This window comes from Sorangium sp. So ce145 (genome assembly GCF_051525985.1).
Taxonomy (GTDB): Bacteria; Myxococcota_A; Polyangia; order Polyangiales; family Polyangiaceae; genus Sorangium; species Sorangium cellulosum_B.
Genome location: NZ_CP150315.1, coordinates 3,371,703 through 3,397,433, shown reverse-complemented (window position 1 = coordinate 3,397,433; position 25,731 = coordinate 3,371,703). Strand labels below are relative to the sequence as shown.

The window sequence follows — 25,731 nt, the reverse complement described above, 5'->3', positions numbered from 1 at the left end:
CACCTGGCGCCCCGGCCAGGCCGCGTGAAAACCAACCGGATAGCCGCCGCCAGCGCGCGGCGGCCGCCCCGCTCGCGCAGGGAGCGCTCCTCGGCTCCCCCGCGCCCGCTGGAGATCCCCACGCATGACTCCCTCTCATGAGACTCGCCCGATCCACTCCATGAGCTCCGCCCGTCGCGGCAGGCGCGAGGGCAAGGCCCTGCGCTGCGCGAGGCTCCTCGCGCTCGCGGCCGCTGTCCTCGCGCTCCTCGCCGGACAGCGCCGCGCCGAGGCCGCGCCCGAGGCGCACGTGCTCCGCATCGACCCGCGCGCGAGCACCGTGGACGGCTCGCCCGTGCTCACGACCGTGCTCGAGGTCGTGCAGAACAAGCGCCTCAGCGACCTCACCCGCAACTGCGCCGCGCTCACCGGCAACGCGAACCTCGACTGCGTCGCCGACGCGATCGAGCAGCCGTCGGCGCTCTACTCGTCGTTCGACTTCCCGGACAAGAACGCGATCCTCTCCGTCACGGTCGACGGCACGGATCTTCCGGCGAAGTTCGAGTCGAAGGCGCGGTGGGGCGACAGCGCCGGTCAGCCGGGCGTCGGGACGGCGTGGCTCATCCTGATCGACGCCGCGTCGAGCATGGGCAACCGCTTCGACGAGGCGAAGGCGGTCGCGAGCGCGTTCGTCAACGCGATGCAGCCGAACGACATCGTCGACGTGATGTTCTTCAACGATCGCGGCGTCGTCGAGGACTCGAAGTGGGTGAGCAACAAGCAGGCGGCCGCGCAGGCGATCGCCGGCGTCGCGCGCACCTACCCGACGCAGGGCCGCACGCGCCCGCTCTTCACGATCATCAAGAACGCCGCCACCGACGCGTTCAAGGAGCTCGGCAACGCAGGTCAGGGCGTCCAGGTGCCGATGCACCAGGCGATGGTGGTCCTCTCGAACGGCTCCGCCGGCGCGGATCCCAGCTCGACCGCCGCCGCGTCGAACCTCCTCCGCGATTACCTGACGAAGGGGCGGTTCCCCGAGAACAACGACGTCCTGCCGAAGACGCCGGTGCCCGTCATCTCGATCTGGTTCCCGAGCCAGCTCGTCGAGGAGTTCACGGCGAACGCCCGCGAGTTCATGGAGGGGATGGCGAACACCGAGATCGGCGGCTTCTTCAGCGTGGTGCGCGACGGCCAGCAGCGGCGCGCGGCCAACATCGTCAACGCGATCCGCACCCGCTTCAACAAGATGCACATCGTGAAGTGGCGGGTCTCGTGCGTCGCGCCGAGCATCACGCAGACGTTCAAGCTCGCCTTCATCAACACGGATCCGCCGATCGCGGGCGACGCTACCTTCCAGAACGTCCCCGTCGGCATCGATCCGACCGCGTGGCCGCTCGACGTCGACCGCGACGCGACCGACCGCGCGGCGAAGAAGACGCCGATCTATCCCGGCGGCACGGTCAAGATCTTCGGCAACTTCTGCTGGGGTGGCAACGCGCAGCGGGCCGAGATCTACATGGTCCCGAAGAACCAGGCCGCGCCGCAGTCGCTGCAGGGCGGGAACCTCGAGGACGCGAAGAAGGCCCAGCGGACGCTGATCGAGGGCGGGATGCGCGGCAAGGCGGTCTCGGCCGGCGACAGCGTCGTCGAGTTCGAGCTCCCGGACACCGACAAGTTCCTCGTCGGCAAGGGCGACCAGATGACGGCGCGCCTCATCATCTACGACAACCAGGCGCGGCGCACGAGCGCGGTCACGGCCGACAAGATCCTCACGCTGAAGGCGAAGGAGGCGCCGCTGCCGTACCTGCTCATCGGCGGCGTGACCTTCGGCGGCGTCGTCATCGTGCTGCTCCTCGTCTCCATCTTCCGCGGCGGCGGGAAGCGGCGCGGCGGCACGGTGGCGGCCGCGCCCCCGAGGCCCATCGTGGCCGGGAGCGGGCCGCCTCCGCCCTACGCGCCCGCGCCGCCGCCTCCGGGCGACTTCGGCTATGGCGGCGGGCCGATGATGGGCGCTCCCATGGGCGGGGCCAGCCGGGCGACGCTCTCGGGCCCGGCGGGCATCTTCACCGTGCACCCCGGCGCCGAGGTGCGCGCCGGGCGCGACGGCGCCTCGTGCCTGATCGCGCTGTCGGAGCCGCGCGTCTCCGGCACCCATGCGAGCGTGAAGCTCGAGGCCGGCCAGCTGTTCGTGCGGGACGAGAACTCCAACAACGGGACCTACGTGAACGGCCAGCGCATCGCTGCGGCCGTGTGGACGCTCGTGCCACCCGGCGCGTCGTTGCGGTTCGGCCCCGTCGAGTTCAGCGTCCGTTTGGAGTAGCGTGTCCGGGGCCCGTTCTCGCGCCCCGAGCGACGCCCCCCCATGATGCCCCCGACCGAGTCCTCCCCGCACCTCAAGATCGAGTTCGCCCAGGCCAGCGATGCTGGCCGGGACCCGAACAAGCAGGTCAACGAGGATGCCTGCGGCTACGCCGAGACCAAGTTCGGTTACCTGTGCGTCCTGTGCGACGGCATGGGCGGACACTATGGCGGCAGCGAGGCGAGCCGCACCGCCATCCAGACCATCTTCGAGATGATCGAGCGCACGCCGGCCACCGTGGATCCGAGCGGGGCGCTCAAGGCCGCGATCGAGGAAGCGGGGCGCCGCGTCTACCAGCTGGGCGGGCCGCCGGAGAACCGCGTCCGGCCCGGCTCGACCGTCGTCGCGATGGTCCTCCACGAGCGCGGCGTCGATGTCGCGCACGTCGGCGACAGCCGCGCGTACGTGATCCGGAGCCACCAGATCTACCCCCTCACGCGCGACCACTCGATGGTGCAGGGGATGATCGACGCGGGCATGCTCACGGAGGCGCAGGCGATCGGCCACCCCGACGCGAACAAGATCACGCGCGCGCTCGGGATGAGGCCGGAGGTGGAGGTCGAGGTTCGACCCGAGCCGATGGAGCTCTACCCGGGAGACGTGCTGATCCAGTCGAGCGACGGGCTCACCGATCTCGTGCTCCCCGGCGACATCCTCGGGTGCACGCGGCAAGCGCTCGCGTCGGGCGCGGTCGATCACGCGTGCCGGATGCTCGTGCAGCTCGCGAACCACCGCGGCGGTCACGACAACATCACCGTCCAGATGGTCCGGGTGCTCGAGACGGGCAGCCGCTCGCTGACCATCGCGCACGGGCCACCAGGGGCGGCTGGCCCGGGCGACGGCGTCAATCCTGCGCGCGCTTCACGCCCTCAGGAGACCGTCGCGATGACCCGGTCCGATGCGGCGGCGATCGGCCAGCTGCACGCCACGAGCACGCCGCTCCCCCACGGCCATGGCGCTCCTGCCGCCGCGAGCGGCGCGGCGGCGGGCATGGCGGCCGCAGGAGACGCGCCGGCGCCGTACCCGGCGTCCATCAACAACGCGATCACCGTGGTCCCGACGGGCTCCCCCGACACGCCGCGCCCTGCGTCCACGAGCGACGCCGTCACCGTGGTCCCGGCAGGCTCCACCGGCGCGCCGGGGCTGCGTCCAGCGTCCCCCCGCTCCGCGGCGACCGCGGCCTCGGCGGGCTCCGAGAACGTGCCGGCCGTCGCGCCGACAGCCACCGACAACGTGCCGGCCGTCGCGCCGGGCGCTTCCCATGGCGCGCCGGCCGTGAGCCCCACCACCGTCGACAGCGCGCCGGCCGTGAGCCCCACGGCCACCGACGAGCTGCCTCCCGTGGCTCCGGCCGCTGCCCCCAGCGCGAAGGCCGTGAGCCCCACGGCGGCCGACGGCGGGTCGGCCATGACGCCCACGCCGATGGACTCCGCGCTGGCGCTGCCTCCGACCGTGCCAGGCGCCCATCCCCCGGTGGCTTACCCGAACGCGCCCGACGCGCCCGCCGTGCTGTCTCCCCTCCCCCTGAGCGCTCCCGCGCCGCCGCCCATGGGCCGCGCCGCGGCCCCTCAGCCTGGTTCGTTCGGAGCGCCGCCTCACCCAGGCGCCGCTTACGGCGCTCCGCCCCACCCCGCCGTTCCCTACGGCGCACCGCCCCCTCCTGGCGCCGCCTACGGCGCGCCGCCCCCCCCTGGCGTCCCCTACGGCACGCCGCCCCCTCCTGGCGCCGCGTACGGTGCATCGCCTCACGTCGGCGCCGCCTATGGAGCGCCTCTTCACGCCACCGAGCAGGATGTTCCGCCGCCTTCGGTGGCCTTCCCGGGGCACAACCCAGCAGCGCCCGGTGGTCCCCCGCTCGCCGCCGCCCCGCCCCACCACATCGCGCCCGCGCCGCTGCACGCTCACGCGTACGCCGCGACCGGCCCGCGCCCCGCGCCAGCACCGAGCTTCTCCGGACCCGTCTCGTCCTCCGGAGCATCGAGCGTGCCGAGCACCGTGCGCGCCCCGCGCGGCGTCTACATCGCCCTCATCGCGTCGGCCTCGGCCGTGCTCCTCGTGCTGTTCGTCTTCCTGCTCTGGAAGCTCCTCGGCAGCTGAGCGCGGAGCGGAAAAGCGCGGAAAGGCGCGGAAACACGTGGAAAGACGCGGAAATGCCGCCCCGCACGGATGAGCGGAAACCGCGACGGAGACGAGAACGAGGACCGAGCTCGGCTCGCTCGAGTCAGGCGACCACCGCGCAACGGCCCCGCTCGCGGAATGCGATTGAAGAAGGGTCAGATTCCGGATTAGCCTAACTTTCTGGAGGTCCCTCCATGCCTGGCGACCAAGAGATCGAGCACGGCGACGACATGGACGGCGCGCCCGAGGATCTGGAAGAAGAGGTGCCGGAGTCGACCCGTGCACCCTCTCTCGAGGAGGCCCGCGCCGGCTTCATGCTGCTCGATCTGTGACCCGCTGAACGACCTGTTCCCGGAAGTCACGACGCTCCGCGCCGACACTCCGTTCGTCGAGCGGGCGAGAGCCTCCCGCCGAACGGCGCCATCGCCGCGCGCGTGCAGAAGCGCGCTCCTCTCCCGCGAGCGGCGCCGCGCCAGCGTGGCGAGAGGCGGCGCACGGGACGCGCCTCTTCCCTTGCCCTCCCCGACGGCCTGTGGTGAAACGCGGCCCGCATGATCCCGGGGCTAGGCAAACAAAGCATCACGATCGGCAGCGCCCCCACCTGCGATGTGGTGCTCGTCGCTCCCGGCGTCCTGCCCGAGCACGCGCGCATCGTCAACCACGGGGGTGGCAAGCTGCTCTTCTCCTGCGGGCAAGGGCCGGCGTCGGCGAACGGGCGGCCCCTCTCGCCGGGAGAGCAGGTCCCGTTCGACTTCCGCACCCAGTTCGTGGTCGCGCAGACGCCGGTCCCGCTGAACCATCCGGCCATCACGCTGATGCTGGCGTCGCCCGGGAGCCTCGCGCCCGCGCCCGGCCAGGTCGTGATCGGACGAGACCCCGGGCGCGCCTCCCTGGTGCTCCAGCACCCGAGCGTCTCGAGCCAGCACGCGACCGTCACGCTCGATCGCATGATGGTCATCGACCACAACTCGACGAGCGGCACGTACGTGGGCGCGCAGCGCATCGCCGCTGGCTCGCCGACGCCCATCGATCCGCAAGGCGCCGTCGCCTTCGGGCCCGTCCCGGTCCAGATCAGCCTGCTCGTCCAGCTCGCGCAGGCCGCCCGGCAATCCGCGCTGCCGGCCGCCTCCGGCGCCCCGCACGCGGCGAGCGTCCTGCCGCCGCAGCCTGCCGCTTCCGGCTACGCGCCGCCGCAGCAGCCCGGCGCCGGGGGTTACGCGCCGCCAGGCGTCGCCGGCGGTTACGCGCCGCCGCAGCAGCCCGCGCACGCGGCGTCCTCGGTGCCCGCCGCCGGCGCGCCCGGGAGGAAGAACAAGACGGTCCTCGGCCAGCTCGACTTCTCCGGCGGCGGATCGAACGTCAAGAAGATCGGCCGCACGCCCGACAACGACATCGTGCTCGCCCACCCCCAGGTGTCGAGCCACCACGCGCTCCTGCACTCGATCAACGGGCAGCTCTACGTCGAGGATCGCGGCAGCGCGAACGGGACCTACGTCCGCGGCAACCGCATCGCGCCCGGCCAGAAGATCGCCGTCCAGAGCGGCGAGAAGATCTACATCGGGCCCATGCCCCTCCAGATCGAGATGGGGGGCGCGGGCGCCGTCGAGGTCGTCCAGGAGGAGTACTCCGCCGATCGGTGGGCAGGGCGCCCGCTCTACGAGATCGAGGCGTGGAGCCTCGCCCTCCAGGTCCCCGACCGGGACAACCCGAACGAGCAGAAGACCCTGCTCGACAACGTGTCGTTCAAGGCGCTGCCGGGCGACATGATCGCGCTCATGGGGCCGTCGGGCGCCGGCAAGACGACGCTGCTGCTCACGCTGAACGGCTACCTGCCGCCGACGAGCGGCGTCGTCCGCATCAACGGCGAGGACCTCTACAACATCTACGACACGCTCCGCGGCTCCATCGGCTACGTGCCGCAGGACGATCTCGTCCACCCGGAGCTCACCGTCTTCGAGGCCGTCCGCTACAGCGCGAAGTTCCGCCTCCCGCCCGACTACACCGAGGCCGAGATCGACGCCCGCGTCGAGCAGACGATCAAGGATCTCGGCCTCGAGGGCGTCAAGAACCTCCAGATCGGCAAGCCCGAGAACAAGATCCTCTCGGGCGGGCAGCGCAAGCGCGTCAACATCGCGCTCGAGCTCGTCACCGATCCGGTCATCCTCTTCCTCGACGAGCCGACCTCGGGCCTCGCCGCCGACGACACGACCGCGCTGATCAGCCTGCTGCATGACCTCACGAAGGCCACCGGCAAGACGATCATCATGACGATCCACCAGCCGGCGAAGGACGAGTTCGAGAAGTTCAGCCACGCGCTCATCCTGGGCTACGGCGGCATCCCGATGTTCTTCGGGCCGACCCGGCCCGACGCGTACCGCTTCTTCGGCAGCTGGAAGGAGCGGCACGGCCAGCAGAACGACGTCGACAACCCGCGCGACATGTTCGAGATGCTCGCGCTCCGCGAGCGGCCCATCTTCGATCAGCTCCGCGCGCGGAACCCGAACGCGTCGCGCGGCGACGCCAGGAAGCTCGCCGCCATCGAGTGGCGCAAGGAGTTCTTCAGCGACGGCAACCCGACGTACCGCCGGATGTACTCCGGCCGGCGCGAGATCGGCACCGGTCAGGGGCAGCGCGGCATCCCGGCCGGGCGCGCCACGACCAAGGGGCAGCTCGGCCTGCTCCTGTCGCGCTACTTCAAGGTGAAGAAGCGCGACATCGGCGGCACCCTGATCATGCTCCTCCAGGCCCCGATCATCGGCATCCTGCTCGCGATCGTCTTCGGCGGGCAGGAGAAGGCGATCCCGGCGTGGTGCCTCGGCGCGCTCCAGGAGCTCGGGCGCCGCGCCGGCGGCGCGGACCAGAGCACCGACGTCATCAAGGGCATGGAGGTCACCACCGACCACACCGCGGCGATCTTCTTCCTCGTCGTCGCCGCGGTCTGGTTCGGGACCTCGAACGCGGCCCGCGAGATCGTCAGCGAGCGGGCAATCTACCTCCGCGAGCGCATGGTCAACCTGGGGCTCGTCAACTACGTGCTCTCCAAGTACCTGCTGCTCGCCGGCTTCTGCCTCGTCCAGTGCACCGTCCTGCTCGCGATCGTGTTCTTCGCCCTGGGCTTCCACGGCGGCATGCAGGCGTTCGGCATGCAGCTCGCCGCGCTGACCGCCACCTCGCTCAGCGCCGTCGCGCTGGGGCTCCTCCTCTCCACGGTGGTCGCCTCGTCCGAGGCGGCGATGGCGCTCACGCCGATCGCGCTCATCCCCCAGGTCGTCCTCGGGGGGCTCATGGTGCCGATGACGACCGTGCCGCACCTCCGGCCGCTCATGTACATCATCCCGGCCCGCTGGGGCTTCGAGGGCGCGATCGCGCCGGAGCGGCTCGCGACCGCGGAGGATCCAGCGTGGGTCATCGATCTGCACCGCACCGACACGAGCGCCGCGGACTTCATCGAGGGCGGCAAGTTCAAGTGCGCCATCGCGCAGATGGCGGCCGACAACTACGCGGGCGCGTGGGGCTTCACCACGTACGATCAGACCTGGATGCCCTATGCGGTGCTCGCCGGCATGACGTTCATCATCCTCGTCACGCTCTGCGCGGTGCTGAAGCGGCGCGACCCGGTGTGACGTCGTGACCACGCAGGAGCCCGCCGCTTCCATCCGCATCGATGACCGGCGCGCGCGCGGCGCTCGCAGGCCGGCCGCCGCGGTGCTCCTCTCGCTGCTCGCCGCCCTCTGGCCCTCCCAGGCGCGGGCGCAACAGCAACGCCAGGACGGGCAGGCGGCGCCGCAGGCGCCCGAGGGCGGGGCGGCCGTGCCCCGAGGCCCGGGCGGCGCGATCGTCACGCCGCCTGCTCCCACGGCCGCGCCGGCGGTGAAGGCGACGCCGCCGCGGGCGCTCAACTACACGCCCCCGGAGTACCCGCCGGAGGCCGAGAAGCAGGGGCGCGAAGCGTCGGTCACCCTGCAGCTCGACATCGACCGCGACGGGCGCGTGAAGCACGCCGTCGTCGTCGAGAGCGCGGGACACGGGTTCGATGAGTCGGCGCTGGCCGCGGCCCAGAAGCTCGAGTTCGAGCCCGCCCGCCGCGCGGACGGGACCCCCGCCCCGGCCCGCATCCTGTACCGCTACTCGTTCACCCTGAAGACGGCCTCGCCGCCGCCGGCCGCCGGCGAGCCCGCGAGGTCCGCCGAGAGCCTGCGCGGCACCGTGCTCGCCAGCGGAGGCGACGTCCCGCTCGCCGGCGCCACCGTCTCGGTCGCGCGCGTCGCGGGCGCGGGCGCAGCGACGCCCGCCGCGCCGCCAGAGCTCACGACCGACGAGGGCGGCGCCTTCGCCTTCGCCGCGCTGCCGCCGGGGCGCTACCAGGTCACCATCGCGGCGCCCGGCTTCGAGCCGCTCTCCGTCGAGGAGGCGCTCGCCCCCGGGGAGCAGCTCGAGGTGAAGTACCGGCTCCTGCCGCAAGGCGACGGCCTCGAGGTCACGGTCCGCGGCAAGCGGCCGCCGCGCGAGGTCACGAAGCGCACGATCGAGCAGCGCGAGATCAACCGCATCCCCGGCACGAACGGCGACGCCCTGCGCTCGCTGCAGAACCTGCCGGGCGTCGCCCGCCCGCCCAGCATCGCGGGGCTGCTCATCGTCCGCGGCTCCGGCCCGCAGGACACGCAGACCTTCGTCGACGGCACGCAGGTGCCGCTCATCTACCACTTCGGCGGCCTCTCCTCGGTCGTGCCGACCGAGATGCTGGATCGGATCGACTTCTACCCTGGCAACTTCAGCGCCAAGTACGGCCGGGTGCAGGGCGGCATCGTCGACGTCGCCCTCCGCTCCCCCAAGGAGGACGGCAAGCTCCACGGCCTCGCGCAGATGGACCTCATCGACGCGCGCGTCCTGCTCGAGGGCCCCGTGCCGTTCCTCGAGAACACCCGCTTCATGGTGGCAGGACGGCGGAGCTACATCGGCGAGTCGTTCGGCCCCGTGCTCGAGGCCGCGGGCGCAGGCGTCACGCAGGCGCCGGTCTATTACGACTACCAGGTCCTCCTCGAGACCGAGCCCACGCCCTCCGCGCGGCTCCGCCTCACGTTCTTCGGCTCCGACGACGCCCTCGAGCTGCTGCTCAGCGACCCGGCGCCCAACGAGCCGGCCCTCTCCGGCAACGTCGGGCTGCACACGGCGTTTCAGCGGCTCCAGCTGCGCTACGATCACGAGCTGACCGACAAGGACCGGCTCGACGGCGTGCTCGCGATCGCGCGCGACGACGCCGATTTCGGGATCGGGCCGATCTACTTCCAGCTCGATCTCAAGACGATCTCCGGCCGCCTCGAGTACGCGCGGCGCATCTCGAAGGGCACGGTCTTCAACGCGGGGCTCGACGTCTTCGCCGGCCTCTACGCCGTGAACCTCCGCGCCCCCGGGCCGAACCGCCCCGGCGAGCCGCCGAACCAGCCGTTCTCGACGCGCACCCTCCAGGAGGTCTCGCGTGACGGCGAGTTCTTCTACCCCGCGGCGTACGCCGAGCTCGAGCTCGCCCCGACCCCTCGGGCGAAGATCGTCCCGGGCCTGCGCCTCGACTACCAGGACCTGAACCAGCAGGTCACCGTGAGCCCGCGCGTGAACGGGCGCTTCGACGTCGTCCCCGGGTTCCCGCGGACCACGGTGAAGGGCGGCCTCGGGGTGTTCCATCAGCCGCCGCAGTTCCAGGAGGTGATCCCGCCGCTCGGCAACCCCGGCCTGAAGTCGACCCGGGCGCTGCACTACGCGGCCGGCGTCGAGCAGGAGCTGACCCGGCACATCGAGGCGTCGGCGGAGGGGTTCTACAAGCAGCTCGACGAGCTCGTCGTCGGCGTGAACCGGCCCGGGTCGATCCAGCTCGACTACCAGAACGTCGGCTCGGGCAGGGTCATCGGCGGCGAGTTCCTGCTCAAGTACAAGCCCGACGATCGCTTCTTCGGCTGGGCCGCGTACACGCTGTCCCGCAGCACGCGGGTGCCGGAGCCCGGCGAGCCGGAGCGGCTCGTCTCCTTCGATCAGACCCACATCCTGACGGTGCTCGGCAGCTACCGCCTGGGCGACGGCTGGGAGTTCGGCGCCCGGTTCCGGCTCGTCTCCGGCAACCTGGTCACGCCCAACGTGTGCAACGTCAACGAGCAGAGCTGCGACCCGTACCGCACCAACGCGCTCTTCTACGCGCCCACCGGGACGTACACGCCCATCCCGTTCTCCGGCCCGAACAGCGAGCGGCTCCCGGCGTTCCACCAGCTCGATCTGCGCCTGGACAAGACGTGGAAGTTCAAGACCTGGCGGCTCTCGGCCTACCTCGACGTGCAGAACGTCTACAACAACGCGAACAGCGAAGCGATTCAGTACAATTACAACTATACAGCCCGACAGTACGTCACCGGGCTGCCCATCCTGCCGAGCTTCGGGATGCGAGGAGAGTTCTGAGATGCGCGGGGCGCAGGCGATGAACGGCGCGGTGAAGCGCGAGCGTCCCGAGCGCCGCGGGCGCCGGTGGCGGCGCGCGGTGCTGGGGACGCTCGCGCTCGCGGCGATCGCGTCGCCGGCGATCGCCTCGGGGTGCGTCGCGGGCTTCGATCCGCCGAGCCTCGTGAGCGGGCTCCGCGTCTTCGCGGTGGTCGCCGACAAGCCGTACGCCAAACGCGGAGACCAAGTCACCTTCCGGATCCACTACCAGGACGGGCTGGGCGGCCCCGAGGACGGGTCGCGCCCTGTCTCGGTCTACTGGTTCGGCGGGTGCGAGAACCCCGTCGGGGACGACTACTACGGCTGCTACGCGCAGCTCGAGGGCATCGCCTCCGAGATCGAGGCGTGGGTGGAGCGAGGCGACCCGACCGTCCCGCTGCCCGACCTCAACGGGGTGCGCCCCGGCTTCGGGGACACCTACACGATCACGATCAGCGACGACATCCTCGCCGGCCGCAAGCCGCCCGCCACCGGGGGTCCGGCCTTCGGGAGCGCGTTCGTCTTCTTCGTCGCCTGCACCGGGGAGCTCGGTCTCGTGGAGGACCAGGGCACCGGCCGCGCCGGGACGTTCCCCGTCGCCTGTTTCAGCGGCGGGCGCCGGCTCGGCCCGGACAGCTTCGTGCCCGGCTACACGCAGATCTACGCCTTCGAGGGGGATCTCGAGAACGCGAACCCGGAGGTGCAGGGGCTCACGCTCGACGGCGAGCCCCTGCCAGAGGACTTCGCCGACATCCCCACCGTCCAGCGCTGCCGCGTGAGCGCGGAGGCGCGGCGCGAGGCCGGCTGCAGCGCGGAGGATCCGTTCGTCGAGTGCGACGCCTACGAGCTCGACGCGATCGTCGACCCCGACACGGTGGCGGAGAGCGATCCCAGCGCGCAGCACCAGAAGCTAAAGGAGATCGTCTGGGTCGACTACTTCGCCGATCTGGGCGATCTCGACGGGGGCATCAAGCTCGTGAGCGACGCGAAGGAGGGGTACATCGGCGATCACGCCGTGGCGTGGATCCCGCCTGCCGAGCCGGGCGTCGCCACGATCACCGCGGTCCTGCGCGACGCGCGCGGCGGCTCGTCCGTGGTGCAGCGCCGCATCCGCGTCGAGTGACGGCGGCCCCGCGGCCCGCCGCGGCGGGGGCCGCAGCGATCAGCCGCAGCCCGCTTCGATCTGCGCGAGCTGTTCGATGAGCTGCGCGGGGTCGCGCGCGGCGCACAGCGCGTCGGCGGCCCCGAGCCTGGCGAGCCTGGCCGCCTGGGCGAGCAGCTCCAGGTGCGCGCGGCCCCCCTCGGCGCAGACGAGGACGACGAACAACCGGAGCGGCGCCCCGCCCGGCGTCGGCACCGCGAGCGGCTCGGCCAGCGTCGCGAGCACGGCCGCCAGGCACGCGCCGGGGACGATCGCGTGCGGGACCGCGACGCCGTTGCCGAGCGCCGTGGGCGACTCGCGCTCACGCCGCAGGATCTCCTGGGCGAGCGTGCTCGCCGCGAGCACGCTGCCGGGGGGCGCCAGCCGGGACGCCGCGACGTCGATGACGTCCTCGATGTCCGCGCACGAGAGGTGCAGCACGACGCGCTCGGGCGTGAGCAGCTCGCAGAGCCGCCGCGCGGGCCGCCCCCCGAAGGCCGCGCTCGCCGGGAACTCGGCGTCGATGAACGCCTTGACGCGCGCGAGTTGCGGGCCGCTGAGGTTGCGCCGCGCGAGCTCCACGCAGAGCGCCTTCGCCGACGGGACGCGCTCGAGGTAGCGCGAGACGAGCGGCTCGACCTGATGGCCGAGCTCGAGGAGCACCGCCGGCGGGAGATCGAGCGCGCCCGCGATCGCCGTGAGCCGGTCGGGCGTGGGGATGGCGTCGTGCCCATGCTCGACGCGGCTCAGGTAGGCGCTGGAGACGCCGATGCGGTGCGCGAGCGCGCGCAGGCTCAGGCCCGCCTCGACGCGGAGGAGCCGCAGCGTGGCCCCGAACTCGGCGACCGCGCGGGCGCGCGCGGCGCCGTCAGCGTCGGACATCGCTGGCATGGGGTTCAGGAGCGATCGGGCTCGACCGCGAGGGGGGTCGGGAGGACTTTCGGGACGGGCGCCGTGGCCCGGGCGGACACGGCGGCGGGCTCGTGGTGGCGCACGACGAGCAGCGAGGTCGGGCACCCCTGGATGACATGCTCGGCGCGGATGCCGAACCGGCGCTGCGCGAGGCCCCACTCGGGCCCGACGCCGACGAGGACGAGATCGTAGCCGCGCTTCGCCTCCTCGAGGGCCGCGTCCGCGGGGGAGTCGTGCTCCACCACCTTGAGGAGCACCTTGGACTTCTGCAGCGCGCCGCCCTCCTCGCCCTCGAACACCTCGTCGACCGTCCGCTGCGCGCCGAGCGTGTCGTCGGACCCGCGCTTCGGCTTGACCACGTGGAGGATGGTGACGTCGGCGCCGACCTGCTGCGCGAGCCGGCGGGCCAGCGCGAGCGCCGCCCTGTCGTGCAACGTGCCGTGGAAGGGCACGAGCAGCTTCCGGACCGCGGCGAGCCCGCGGTCGATGAGCACGCCGACGTCCGTGTGAGCGCCGCGCATGACCTCGTAGACGGTGCCGCCGAGCACGGTCTGGCTGAGGATCGGCTTGTGCCAGCCGAGCAGCACGAGGTCGGCCTGCTTCACGTCGGCGACGTTGCAGATGTCGTGGCTCGGCTTGGGCGAGACGAAGGAGAGCGGCCGGACCTCGGCGCCCAGCTCCTTGGCCCGCGACAGGAGCGGCGTGAGCGCGGCCGCCCCCTGCCGCTCGGGCCCCTGGTCGAGGTAGAACGAGCCGCGATCGGTCGGCGGGATGAGGCGCAGCGCGTAGAGGCGCCTCGCCTCGGGGCCGGTGCCGGCGAGGGCGCTCGCGAGCGTCACCATGCCAGGGCCGGAGCGCTCGTAGGAGACGCACATGAGCACGGTGAACACCTCTGCCGCCGTGGGCAGAGGCGTCCGCTCCGGCACGTCGGCGAGCTCCTTGGCGAGCTCCTCCGGCGGGTAGATCCAGCGCAGGAGCGGCGTGGTCATGAAGGTGGTGACCAGCGCCATGAGCACCATCATCGTGAACAGCTTGGGCGAGATGATGCCCAGATCGAGCCCGAGGTTCAGGACGATGAGCTCCATCAGGCCGCGGGTGTTCATGAGGATGCCGAGCGCGCTGGCCTCCCGCCAGCCCTGGCCGGTGAGGCGGGCGGCCACGGTGCTACCGCCGAACTTGCCGAGGCAGGCGACCAGGATGATGAGGCCGCACATCATCCAGCCGTCGGCCGAGTTGAGCAGCCCGATGTGCGTGCGCAGGCCGCTGTAGGCGAAGAACAGCGGGAGCAGGAAGACCACGGCGAAGTCCTCGAGCTTCTCGGCGAGGCTCTGCGCGAAGCCGGTGCCCTTCGGCATGATCGCGCCGAGCATGAAGGCCCCGAACAGCGGGTGGATGCCGATCATCTCGGTCATCCAGCTCGACACGATGAGCAGGAGGAGCGTGACGGCGACGAGGTCCTGCGAGAGCCCTTCCTTGCTGGAGCCGCGCTCGCCGAGCCGGACGAGGAAGGGGCGGACCACGAACAGCATGCCGGCGATGTAGGCGACGGCGAAGACGGTGGTCCAGACGGCGCCCACGAGCCCCGTGGCGCGCGCGATCGAGACGACGAACGCGAGGATGCACCAGGCGGTCACGTCGTCGACGGCGGCGCACGTGATGGTGAGAGCGCCGACCTTCGTGCGCAGCAGGCGCCGCTCGGTGAGGATGCGCGCGAGCACCGGGAACGCCGTGATGCTCATGGCCACGCCCATGAACAGCGTGAACGACGAGAACGGGACGGAGCTGTCGGAGAGCCGCGGATACAGGTAGAGCGCGAGGAGCCCGCCCAGCCCGAACGGCACGACGATGCTCGTGTGGCTGATGATGACCGAGGCGTGACCGCGCCCGCGCAAGAGCTTCGGATCGAGCTCCAGCCCGATGAGGAACATGAAGACGATGAGGCCGACCTCGCTCACCAGCTTCAGGAGCGGCAGCGAATCGCTTGCGAACAGGGCCGCCGACGTATCGGGGAAGAGCCAGCCGAACAGCGACGGGCCGAGCAGGATGCCCGCCGTGACCTCGGCGATGACCATCGGCTGCTCCATCCGGCGAGCCACCAGGCCCACGAGCCGCGAGCAGGCGATGATCAAGAACGCCTGGATGAGGAAGCGGCTCAGCGGGTTGTGGATCAGGATCTCCATGCCGAGCGCTCCCTCCTGGTGGTAAGTGTTAAGTTATCGCTTATCAGCGGGCTGTCTCGACTGTCAAGAAAGGGATGCGCAGCGTCAAACGGCCTGAACAGGACGTCGGAGGCGCGCAGACGGCGCGTCAGGCAGTCCGAGCGAGCGAGCAGGTGCACCGCGCGAGCGGGCGCGCGCGCCCACCCGGACCAGCTCGCCGCCGGGTGCCTCTCGCGGGCGGTTGTCGAGCGGAGGAGCGCGCCCTGGCGGGCGCGGCGGCGGCTACCAATCGGTGGGCATGTAGTCTTTGAAGAACTGGCCGTACGCGTGCTGGCCGCTGAGCAGCCCGGAGAAGATGGGGTCGCAGATGCGGGCGGCGCCGTCGACGATATCGAGCGGCGGATGAAAGCCGTGCTCCTCGAGCTTGCGCGCGGCGAGCGCCGCGGGGTCCTCGTCGGTGACCCACCCGGTATCGACGCTGTTCATGAAGATGCCGTCCTTCACATAATCGGGCGCGGACGTGCGCGTCATCATGTTGAGCGCGGCTTTCGCCATGTTGGTGTGAGGGTGCCTGTCCGTCTTGTAACGGCGGTAGAACTGCCCCTCCATCGCCGAGACGTTGACGATGTGCCTGTCGAACGTGGGCCGTCGCATCATGAGCGGCTTCAGCCGGGAGTTCAGGACGAAGGGGGCGACCGCGTTGACGAGCTGCACCTCGAGCATCTCGACGGTCGGGACCTCGGCGAGGGTGAGCCGCCAGCTGTTCAGCGTCCGGAGATCGACCTGCTGGAGATCGGCGTCGTAGCGCCCCTGGGGGAAGAGCAGCTCGTCGAGGCGCTCATCGCCCGGAGCCGGGATCTGGGAGAGCAAGGCGGGCTCGCGCAGGCCCGCGCCGGGGTCGGCGCCGGCGACGAGGGGGAGCGTGCCGCTCGCGCGGAGCGCGTCGTACTCGCGGAGCGGGGGTTGAGCGCCCTGCGGGAGGGAGCGGACCGGCGCGGTCTCGCCCTCGATGAGGTGGCCGTAGAAGCCCGGCGGTCGCCGCACGGTCTGGCAGGCGTTGTTGATGATGAAATCGAGCCGGTCGAGCGTGTGGAGGAGGTGGCGCGTGAAGAGCTCGACGCTCGGCGTGTGCCGGAGATCGAGGCCGTAGATCGCGACCCGTGATCCCCAGGCGTCGAAGTCGCGCTCCGCCGAGAAGCGGCGGGCGGCGTCGTGCGGAAAGCGGGTCGTGACGATGACCCGCGCGCCGGCGCGGAGGAGCATGATCGCCGCCTGATAACCGATCTTGACGCGCGCGCCCGTGACGAGCGCGACGCGGCCGTCGAGCGGCGCGGTCTGGCTGCGTTTGCGGTAGTTGAAGTCGCCGCACGCGGCGCACATCGCGTCGTAGAAGAAGTGGACTTTGCGGAACTCGGCCTTGCAGACGTAACACTTGCGCGGCCGCGCGAGCTCCGGCGCGCCCGGCTCGGCCGTCGGCCCGGGCCCCTCGGTGGCCTCGGGCGGCGACGCGGGCTCCTCGGCGGGGTCGGCCCACGACAGCGGGGGCGCGGCCGGGGCGAGCGCGTCCGGCGTGCGGAACACCGGCTCTCGACGGGCGACGCGGATGCCGACCGCATCGAGCAGGGCGGCGTCGGCGGACCTCTGCGCGTGCCGGTCGCGCTTGCGGAACGCCCTGGCGAGCTCTCGCTGCTCGGCGCGCTCGGGGCGCGAGACGCGACCGGCGGCCAGGAGGAGCCGGCGGCGGTCCTCGGAGCTGATGGCGGCGAGCTGCGCGCGATCGAGGGCCAGGGCCTCCAGCACCTTGAGGCAGGCGTCGAGATCGGCGGCAGTGAACGGCCGGCCTGCGCCGGCGGCTTCGCGGTCGGGACTCATCGAAGCGTGCGTGCATAGCACGCGGGGGACCGCGCGCGAACCGCGGCGGCGCCTCGGGTCCTGCCGGCACGCTTCTACCCGTATCGCGCCGCTCCGCGCCCAGAGCCCCGTGGCGAGTCGCGCGAGCCGCGTCCTGTTCGCCGGCTGACGATTGTACACTACGCCCGCACATCACCCTGGGCCCTCGGAAACGCCAGCAGAGGATCTCATGCTCGAGTCGCCACACAGTCTGTTCGCGACGGAATTCATGCCCCATGGCCATTGCTACTTCTGGCAGCCGGGCATGGTCTGGCTGCAGGTCGTCACCAACCTGGCGATCGGCTTCGCCTATCTCTCGATCTCCCTGACCCTCGTCCACCTGGTCCGGCGCATCCGGGACATCCCCTTCCAGTGGGTGTACCTCGCGTTCGGCACCTTCATCGTTGCCTGTGGGTTCACGCACTTCATGGATGTGTGGGTCATCTGGCAGCCGTTGTACTGGCTGGATGGGGCCCTCCGGGCCATCACGGCGATCGCCTCCGTCGGCACCGCGATCCTGCTCTTTCCGCTGCTCCCCAAGGTGGTCGCGCTGGCGGGCGCGGCGCGCATCACACGCGAGGACGAGCTCCGCCGGGAGGAGCTGAACCGCCAGCTCTCGGCGCTCTACGAGAGCACGCGGGAGGCGCTCGCGGAGGCCATTCCCCAGCTCGTATGGACCGCGACGCCGGACGGGGAGTTCGACTACGTCAACCGGCGCTTCGCGGAGTACGTCGGCGAGCGTCTGCCCAGCGGCGCGGCCTGGACGGCCGCCATCCACCCCGAGGACGCGGCGCGGGTCGTGGCGCGCTGGAAGGAGAGCTTCGCCAGCGGAGACGCCTACGAGATCGAGTACCGAATTCGGCGCAGCGACGGGGTCTACCGCTGGTTCCTCGTGCGCGGGTTGCCCCTGCACGACACGACCCGGCGGATCGTGAAGTGGTTCGGCACCTGCACCGACATCCAGGAGCAGAAGATCGCGGCCGAGGAGCGCGAGGTGATGCTCCAGCAGGCGCGAGAGGCCGTGAGGGCGCGAGAGATCTTCCTCGCCGTCGCGGCCCATGAGCTCAAGACGCCGATCACGCCGCTGCGCGCCGAGGTGGAGAGCGTGCTGCGCGCGGCGCGCGCCGCGCGCGCGGACCGCCTCACGCCCGAGCGCCTGGTCATCAAGCTATCGGTGGTGGAGCGGCAGATCGATCGCCTGGAACGGCTGGTCTCCGACCTGCTCGACGTCTCGCGCATCGCCGCTGGACGGATCGAGCTTCAGATACAGGAGGTCGACCTCGCGGAGGTCGTGTGCGAGGTGGTCGAGCAGCACAAATACGACCTCGCCAAGAACTCGATGTCGCTCCAGCTCGCCGCCGACGCCACGGGCGGCTGGGATCGCAGGCGCCTCGACCAGGTGGTGAACAACCTCCTCACCAATGCGCTCAAATACGGCCGCGGGCGTCCGATCACGATCACCGTGTGGTCAAGCGATGTCCGCGCGTGGCTCACGATCGCGGACCAGGGCATCGGCATCGCGCCCGAGCAGCAAGCCATCATCTTCAACCAGTTCGAGCGCGCGGTCTCGGAGCGGCACTACGGCGGGCTCGGGCTCGGGCTGTGGATCGTGCGGCAGGTCGTCGGGGCCATGGGTGGGACGGTGTCCGTCGCGAGTGAACCTGACGTCGGGTCGACCTTTACTGTGGAGTTGCCTCGACAACGTGGGAACCTCGATGACACCGAGACCAAATCTCCTTAAGCTGACACGATGAAGCACATCCTGTTGGTGGAGGACAACGAGGATATTCAGATCTCGCTCCGCGATGCGCTGGAGGAAGACGGTGCTTACAGCGTCATGACGGCTGGAAACGGCGCGGAGGCGCTCGCGCTGCTCGAGCGCGGCGAGCGGCCGAATATGATGCTCGTCGACCTGTTGATGCCCGTCATGGACGGTGTGGAGTTGATCGACCGGATGCGGCGCGACGCGCGGTTCGCGGGCATCCCGGTCGTCGTCCTGTCGGCCGCGTCGATCACGTCCCCGCCGCCCGGAACACCCTTGCTCAGGAAGCCGATCCGCTACGAGGCGCTCCTTGGAGCGGTCCAGAAGGCGTGCGGGTGCTGAGAGCGGCGCGCTCGCGCAGAGAGGACGCTACTTGCCGGCGGGCGCGTAGGGGCAGAAAGCGCCGCCTTCTCCGGTCTCGGCGAGGGCGCCCGTCGAAGGATCGAGGGTGAGCGTGGTCGGGAACGGGTGAGCTCCAGGCCCCTGCGACCCTTCGGAGACCGAGAGCAGGAGCGTGCTGTCTGCGCGCTTGAACGCCCCCTTGCGATGGACGATGCCCGACCAGACGCACGCCACGTTCGGCGGGCAGGGAGAGACGCGATCCTCGGCGACGAAGCTGCCGTCCTTCGCGAGGGAGAGCCGGCGCTCGTACTTGCGCGGACCGCACGCGGCGGAGCTCCATGTGCCGAACAGCGCTTCCTCGCCGGGCGCGGTGGTCGCGGTCCGCGCTGTCGTGGCCGGCGCCTGGGTCGTCGCGGTGACCGTGGCAGACGCCTGCGGCGCGGGCGCGCTCGGCGCCGCGGTGGACACCGGCTCCGGGGGCTCCACGGGTGATGACGGCTCGGGCGCCGGCTCGCGCGGACCGTTGACGGTGCACGCGGCGAGCGGCGCCAGCAGCGCGGCGAGGGGGAGGATGAACGTTCGCATCACACCCGCTCATCCCATGGCGCCTCAACGCGCGCAACGCGTGCACCGCCGGAGGCCGCGGCGATGCGCCCGCCCCGCGAGCGACACGACGGGGAGCGCCGCGCGGAAGGCCGCGAGCGACGTGCGCTACCCCAGCAGCGCGAGCAGATCCTCCCGCGTCAGCGAGGCCGCCCTGTCCGCCTCGCCCAGCGCGGCGCCCGCGATCGCGCGCTTCCGCTCCTGCAGCGCGAGGATCCCCTCCTCCACCGTGTCCTTGGCGACGAGCCGGTGGACCATCACCGGCCGGTGCTGTCCGATACGGTGGGCTCGATCGGCCGCCTGATCTTCGACCGCCGGGTTCCACCAGGGATCGAGCAGGAAGACGTGATCCGCCGCGGTCAGGTTCAGGCCGGTGCCGCCCGCCTTGAGCGAGATGAGCATCACCGGCGGGCCGCCCGGCGACTGGAACTCGTTGACCACCCCGGCGCGGTCGCGCGTCCCGCCGTCGAGGCGGCTCCACGGGATCCCCGCCGCGCCGAGGTGCGGCTCGACGAGGTCGAGCAGCGAGGTCCACTGCGAGAACACGAGCGCCTTGTGGCCGTCCGCGACGCACTCCTCGAGCGCCTCGATCAGCCGCGTCACCTTGGAGGAGGGCGCGCTCCGCGCCGCCGGCGCCGCGCCGCCGGCGCTCGATCCCGGGATCAGCGCCGGATGGCAGGCCGCCTGGCGCAGGCGGAGCAGCGCCTCCAGCGCCGCCATGACGCTCGCCCCCTCCGCGAGCTTCTCCACCACGTCCTTGCGGGTGGCCGCGCGCACCGCATCGTAGAGCTCGCGCTCTGCCTCCTCGAGCTCGCAGTAGAGCACCATCTCCGATCGCGGCGGCAGCTCCGGCGCCACCTCGCCCTTCAGCCGCCGCAGCACGAAGGGGCGGATCTTCTGCCGCAGCTCGGCGGCGGCGCCCTGCACGCCCTCGGCGATCGGCCGGCCGTAGCGCTCCTGGAAGGCGCTCCGCCCGCCGAGGAGGCCGCGGTTCGTGAAGTGGAGCAGGCTCCAGAGCTCCTCGAGCCGGTTCTCGACCGGCGTGCCGCTCAGCGCCACGCGCAGCTCGGCGCGGAGCGCGAACGCCGCCCGCGCCGCCTGGCTGTCGGGGTTCTTGATCGCCTGCGCCTCGTCGAGCACCACGGCCTCCCAGGCCTGCGCCGCGAGCAGCTCGGCGTCGTTGCGGAGCACGGCGTAGGTCGTCAGCGTGACGTCGGCCGCAGGATCGAGGGCGCGCCGCGTGCCGTGGTAGATCGCGAACCGGAGGCCCGGGCGGAAGCGCCGGATCTCGTCGGCCCAGTTGTGGACGACGCTGCGCGGGCACACGACGAGCGTCCGCCCGCGCAGCGAGCAGAGCGTCTGCAGCGTCTTGCCGAGCCCCATGTCGTCGGCGAGCACCGCGCCGAGGCCCGCGTCGCGCAGGAACGACAGCCAGTCGACGCCGCGCCGCTGGTAGGGGCGCAGCGTCGCGGTCAGGTCGGAGGGCAGCGGCGCCTCCGGGAGCGACGCGAAGCCGTCGAGCAGCGGCATGAGCTTGTCGAAGCCCGACGGGCGCGGGTACTCGATCTCGTCGCACAGCGCGGCCAGCGCCGGGAGCGCCGCGGGCGGCACCTCCTTGTCTTCGCGCCGCGCCGCGAGCAGATCGGCGACGCGCGCGCCGTACTTGTCGAGCCACTCCGAGGGCAGCGGCGCCCACCCGCCGCCGAGGAGCGGCACGAGCGGCAGGCCGTCCTGCCACGCGCGGATCACGGCCGTCGCGTCCGCGCGCTTCGGGGGCGCGCCGGCGCCGTCGCCTTCGTCGCCCGCGCCGTCGTCGCGCCCCGCCGAGAGCTCGAACTCGACGTCGAAGGCCCGGTCCTGGATGACGAAGCGCGGCACGAGCGCGGCCTTGCCGAAGATGTCGCCGCGCGCGTCGGCGAAGGCGCGGGCGTCCCACGACTCGAGGCGCGAGGCGAAGCGGATCGCCTCGACGCCATCGAAGTCGACCCGGCGGCCCGGGATGAGGTGGAGCTCGTCGCGCAGCCGGATCAGCAACATGCGCTCCGCGGGCTCGTCGCGGACGGGCACGGCGCCGGACAGGTGCACGAGCCGGCCGTTCTCGATGCGCGCCTCCGGCGGGTCGCCGTAGACGAGGCTGGGCACGACGGAGAGCGTGTGCTCCTTCTGGCTGAGCTCCAGGAGGATCCGCGGCCGGGACGCGCCGCCCGCGCGGGGCAGGCGCTGGCTCTGGATCGTGACCGGGACGCGCTTGGTCAGCTCCGGCAGGACGTCGGTCACCAGCTTGCCGAGGTCCCCCCGCGGGAACACCCGACGGAGCGGCAGCCGCTCGAGCTTCGGCCCCGTGAGGTCCATCTCCCGGAGCAGGTGCAGCGTGCCGCCGCACCGCACGACGCCCGACGCGATCACCTCGTCGACGCGCGGGTCCCGCTCCACGACGAGCGCCGCGCCATCGTCGTGATCGCGCACCGCCGCGCGAGGGCCGATCGCCTCGCTGGAGACGCGCACGGGCGCGCCGTCGAGCTCCACGTCGGCGACGCCCGCCAGCGCCGCGAAGAGCTCGGGCTGGCGATCCGAGGGGAAGTAGCCGTGCTGCTTCGTGCCCACGAGGCGGTCGATCGCCAGGTCCTCGTGCGTCGGGTAGAGCTCGGGCAGCCTCGGCCCCGGCCGCTCCGGGCTCGCTGGAGCCCGCACGGCGCGGCCAGCGAGGCTGGCGAGCGAGACCCGGAGCGGCTCCTCGGCGCCGCTCGCGTGCACGATCATCCGCTCGAGCGCGAGCACGAGCCCCTTGCGCCGGAGCCGGTACCGCAGCCGCGCCGGCGGCGTAGCCGCGGCGGTCGCGCCGCCTTGCGCGGCCGGCTGCCCTTGCGCGGCCGGCTGGCCCTGCGCCGCCGGCTGGCCCTGCGCCGCCGGCTGGCCCTGCGCCGCCGGCTGGCCCTGCGCGACCGGTTGCGAGAGCGACAGCGTCGCCGCGACAGCGTGCGCGCAGGGATCGATTTTTCCACCGCAGTCGCACGTCCACTCGGCGTCCGCTGGGTAGAGGGTGACGGTTGGCGCAACGGGCTGCCCGGCCGCCTTGACGCGGACCACGATGGCGTCGCCGCGATCCTCCCGTCCGAAGGCAGCGCCCTCACGGGCGAGCTTGACGCCCTGGGACCAGAGGCCCGGAAGACAGGCTTTCCTGATGGCTTCGAGAAGACCCTGCACTGAGACTCCAGACACCGACGGCTGGCCGCGGGAGCTCGCGCGCTCTCCCGGGACCAGCGCCACCTCTTGGGATGTTCACAGAAAGATGAAGATGACGGAAAGAGGTTCAGTCGTCTTCTTCGTCTTGTTCCGCTCGTTCCGCCTGTTCCGCTGCCTCGTCTTCCAGATTCCGGGAGCTTGCCCGGCATGAGCGGGGCGCTGCTGTAGCAGGTATCCGCGGGGCATCACGCCGCGAGCTTCACCGGCGCGTCAGGTGCTCACGGTAGCGCGTCGTGAGCTCCATCCAGCGCAACGTGAGGATCGGCTCGCGCTCGAGCCGATCCTGCCAGCTGCGATCGACGGCCTTCCACAGGTCGCGATCGGCGATGCCGTGGCGCAGGAGCGCCTGGTCGAACGACGCGGCCGCTCCGATCGACGACTCGGCGCAGAGGACCGCGTACTGCTGAAGGCTGAGCGAGGGCAGCGCGCTCCGCGCGCCCGGAAGGTCGCTCCGCGAGGCGGGCGCAGGGGCCGCACCGCTCGGCGCCGCCTGCGCCGACGCGGCCGGCACGGCGCCGCTCGCGTCGAGCTCGCCGGGAGATCGCCGGAGGGTGACCCCCGACCGCGCGTTGCCGCCATCGAGCTCCAGCGGCTCGGCCTCCGGCGGGAGCTTGATCGAGGGCAGCGGCAGGGCCCGCGGCACCGCGACGGTCTCGTCGGCCTCGCCCTCCGAGGGGGGGCGTTTTCCGCTCGACGAGGGGACGATCACGGACTGCGGCGGCGAGGCCGCGCGCCGCGGCGGCGCGGAGGAGGCGCTCCCCCGGCCGCCTCGCCGTGAGCCGGCGCGCTCGCCGTCGGGCGCCGCGAACGACAGCACCGGACCGGCGTCGGTGATCTCCATCTGCAGGATGATCTCACCCGTCCTTCCGCGGACGACGAGCCGATCGCCCGCCGACGTCACCTCCATCTCGTAGCGCCGCCCGGAGGAGAGCGAGACGGTCGCCGAGGGTGCCGGCGCGCCGCTCGCCGCCCCCCGCGAGCCCACCTCTTCCTGAGGACGGAGCCCGGCCTGATGCAGCCCGCGCTCGCTATCGGGTGGATCCCCACTCATCAGGATCGGAGCCTAACGCAGCAAGCGCACGCCCCGCGAGCGCTTTCGACGCGTGCGGCGCGCGCGTCGCGTGCGCCGCGTGATTCACGCGTCTGAGCCCGGTCCCAGTACGCCCCCTGGAGACACGCGGCTCGCCTTCCTGCGATCGGGCGCGGGCGCATCCGAGCGCATCCGAGCCCAACCGACCCGACCCCCTCCGACGCGGTGCGCCCGGTCGCCTTGGCTCGCGCCTGAGCGCCGCGGCCTGCGCTCGGTCGCGCAGGGGTGCGCAGGAGCGCGCTCGGTCACCCAGGAGTTGGGTCGAGGGTGCACTCCGACACCGAGCGCTTACGTGGCCCAGCGCGTCTTCATTTCACGAGGTGCCTCGCGCCGCTCAAGCCCGGGCTGCGCTGACAAAAATCGCCGCCGTTGGCGTTCTCTTGGAATTCCGCGGCGCTGATCGCAATGCGTCGAGAGGGGTCATTCCTGGCGTATCCCGGCCCATCTTCGCTTGAAACGGGCGCGTCTGTAGTAAAGCGGGCTGCGAGCTCTTCCCGACAGGAGGTCTATGAAGACTACCTCTCTCGCCCTTGCGCTGCTGTTCACCGCGTGCATCCCAGGCTGCTTCTACACCGAAATAACTTACGAAACATGCGACACCGAGTGTGAGAACGTGCCCAACCAGGACGCGTGTCTAGCGGAATGCGGGACGTGCGTGGATCAATGCGAAAGCGAGCCCTACGGGACCGAACGCTGGGATTGCATAGCGGAATGTCGGACATGCGCGAAAGTGTGTAGAAACCAGCCTGACCGCGACGCGTGCATCTCGGCATGCGACGACCCGTGCAGCGGCGACCAGTGTGTCGAGCCGGCTCCGGAGGGCTTCTATGGCCCGGCGCTGCTCTGGGTCGGCAGAACGGTGGACGAGCCGAACTGCCCCGGCAGCGCCCCGACCAGGGTGTACAGGGGGTACGAGACCGCTGACTTCCCCTTCGAGTGCAGCCCATGTCGGTGCGGCGAGCCAGCCTGCGCCTTGCCCGCCGATCTCAGGACGGCCGCCTCGCTGAACTGCGGTGGCACGCCGGTCTCGGTGCATGAGCCCCGGGACATGCTGAACGGCACCTGCGTGGTGCCCAGCGGCGCCCTGGTGAACGATCATCAATCGCTCGTCCTCGGCGCGACCCGGGTGACGCCTTGCGAAGCCAGCGTCGAGCCCCCCCCGGTGCCACAGTTCACCTTGCGGTGGTATCGCTCCGGCGTGGCGTGCGGAGGCCCCCCCCGGGAACCCACGTGCGCCTCTCCGTCGACGACGTGCGTGTCGCCCGATCAGGAACACGGCTTCGCTCGGTGCATCATGTACCTCGGCGAGGGCGAGGTGACCTGCCCGGAAGATTACCCGGAGGACGTCGTCCTCTACGACGGCATGAGGGACGAACGCCACTGCACGCCGTGTGAGTGCGGCCCTCCGACAGGCAGCGAGTGTTCCCTGGCGCTCCTTTCCTTCCGGGACGGCGCGTGCGGCGAGCTGATCACCGCCGGTGCAGCTTCGAGCGATGCCCCGGGCTGCGTCGCCGCCAAGCCCGGGGAAACGCCCAAGAGCATGAAAGCTATCTGGCAGGTCAACCAGCCCGGAAGCTGCGAGCCGAGCGGCGGAGAGCTGCGAGGCGAGATCGTCCTCACCGGTCCGAGCACGTTTTGCTGCCAGACACGTCCAGGCGAGAACGGGTGACGGTC

The 25,731-nt window shown here is 71.7% G+C and carries 15 protein-coding genes; 9 read left to right on the top strand and 6 right to left on the bottom strand.

Annotation, left to right across the window (positions count from 1 at the left end; all coding sequences use genetic code 11):
• The first annotated feature begins 160 nt into the window (after positions 1-160).
• The 6 genes from WMF34_RS13040 to WMF34_RS13015 all read left to right on the top strand — a co-directional run bounded on the left by WMF34_RS13040 (position 161) and on the right by WMF34_RS13015 (position 12,038).
• Positions 161-2,299 (top strand): FHA domain-containing protein, encoded by a 2,139-nt coding sequence (locus WMF34_RS13040; protein WP_157906645.1) that lies wholly within the window; start codon positions 161-163, stop codon positions 2,297-2,299.
• 42 nt (positions 2,300-2,341) lie between these two features.
• Positions 2,342-4,435 carry a protein phosphatase 2C domain-containing protein gene (locus WMF34_RS13035; protein WP_437993484.1) on the top strand — a complete coding sequence of 698 codons (2,094 nt, stop codon included), beginning with the start codon at positions 2,342-2,344 and terminating at the stop codon, positions 4,433-4,435.
• Positions 4,436-4,650: 215 nt separating this feature from the next.
• A complete protein-coding gene (locus WMF34_RS13030; protein WP_157906644.1) occupies positions 4,651-4,788 on the top strand; it encodes a hypothetical protein in 138 nt (45 codons plus the stop codon).
• Positions 4,789-5,007: 219 nt separating this feature from the next.
• Positions 5,008-8,079: an FHA domain-containing protein gene (locus tag WMF34_RS13025; protein ID WP_437993483.1), complete on the top strand. Its 3,072-nt coding sequence runs from the start codon at positions 5,008-5,010 to the stop codon at positions 8,077-8,079.
• Between the two features lie 4 nt (positions 8,080-8,083).
• The gene (locus WMF34_RS13020; RefSeq protein ID WP_437993482.1) at positions 8,084-10,897 is read left to right on the top strand and encodes a TonB-dependent receptor domain-containing protein; all 2,814 of its coding nucleotides are present in this window, start codon (positions 8,084-8,086) and stop codon (positions 10,895-10,897) included.
• A 1-nt stretch (position 10,898) separates the two neighbouring features.
• A complete protein-coding gene (locus WMF34_RS13015) occupies positions 10,899-12,038 on the top strand; it encodes a hypothetical protein (RefSeq protein WP_437993481.1) in 1,140 nt (379 codons plus the stop codon).
• A 39-nt stretch (positions 12,039-12,077) separates the two neighbouring features.
• Here WMF34_RS13015 and WMF34_RS13010 read toward each other — a convergent pair whose 3' ends face one another.
• From WMF34_RS13010 to WMF34_RS13000, 3 genes are all read right to left on the bottom strand, one after another.
• Positions 12,078-12,947 carry a PTS sugar transporter subunit IIA gene (locus WMF34_RS13010; RefSeq protein ID WP_012235141.1) on the bottom strand — a complete coding sequence of 290 codons (870 nt, stop codon included), beginning with the start codon at positions 12,945-12,947 and terminating at the stop codon, positions 12,078-12,080.
• Positions 12,948-12,952: 5 nt separating this feature from the next.
• Positions 12,953-15,148 (bottom strand): cation:proton antiporter domain-containing protein, encoded by a 2,196-nt coding sequence (locus WMF34_RS13005; RefSeq protein ID WP_437993480.1) that lies wholly within the window; start codon positions 15,146-15,148, stop codon positions 12,953-12,955.
• A gap of 261 nt (positions 15,149-15,409) precedes the next feature.
• Positions 15,410-16,999 carry an SDR family NAD(P)-dependent oxidoreductase gene (locus tag WMF34_RS13000; protein ID WP_044964751.1) on the bottom strand — a complete coding sequence of 530 codons (1,590 nt, stop codon included), beginning with the start codon at positions 16,997-16,999 and terminating at the stop codon, positions 15,410-15,412.
• A gap of 247 nt (positions 17,000-17,246) precedes the next feature.
• On the opposite strand from WMF34_RS13000, the gene WMF34_RS12995 reads away from it, so the two are divergent.
• Positions 17,247-18,758 carry a PAS domain-containing sensor histidine kinase gene (locus WMF34_RS12995; protein ID WP_437993479.1) on the top strand — a complete coding sequence of 504 codons (1,512 nt, stop codon included), beginning with the start codon at positions 17,247-17,249 and terminating at the stop codon, positions 18,756-18,758.
• Between the two features lie 9 nt (positions 18,759-18,767).
• Positions 18,768-19,121: a response regulator gene (locus tag WMF34_RS12990; RefSeq protein WP_012235137.1), complete on the top strand. Its 354-nt coding sequence runs from the start codon at positions 18,768-18,770 to the stop codon at positions 19,119-19,121.
• A gap of 27 nt (positions 19,122-19,148) precedes the next feature.
• Here the strand turns inward: WMF34_RS12990 and WMF34_RS12985 are convergent, their stop codons facing one another.
• From WMF34_RS12985 to WMF34_RS12975, 3 genes are all read right to left on the bottom strand, one after another.
• Positions 19,149-19,706, bottom strand: coding sequence for a hypothetical protein (locus WMF34_RS12985; protein ID WP_437993478.1), 558 nt, complete (start codon positions 19,704-19,706; stop codon positions 19,149-19,151).
• A gap of 126 nt (positions 19,707-19,832) precedes the next feature.
• Positions 19,833-22,928 (bottom strand): SNF2-related protein, encoded by a 3,096-nt coding sequence (locus WMF34_RS12980; protein ID WP_437993477.1) that lies wholly within the window; start codon positions 22,926-22,928, stop codon positions 19,833-19,835.
• A 238-nt stretch (positions 22,929-23,166) separates the two neighbouring features.
• Entirely contained in the window at positions 23,167-24,018 is an 852-nt protein-coding gene (locus tag WMF34_RS12975) for a hypothetical protein (protein ID WP_157906643.1), read from the bottom strand.
• 769 nt (positions 24,019-24,787) lie between these two features.
• On the opposite strand from WMF34_RS12975, the gene WMF34_RS12970 reads away from it, so the two are divergent.
• Positions 24,788-25,726, top strand: coding sequence for a hypothetical protein (locus WMF34_RS12970; protein ID WP_437993476.1), 939 nt, complete (start codon positions 24,788-24,790; stop codon positions 25,724-25,726).
• Positions 25,727-25,731: the final 5 nt, after the last annotated feature.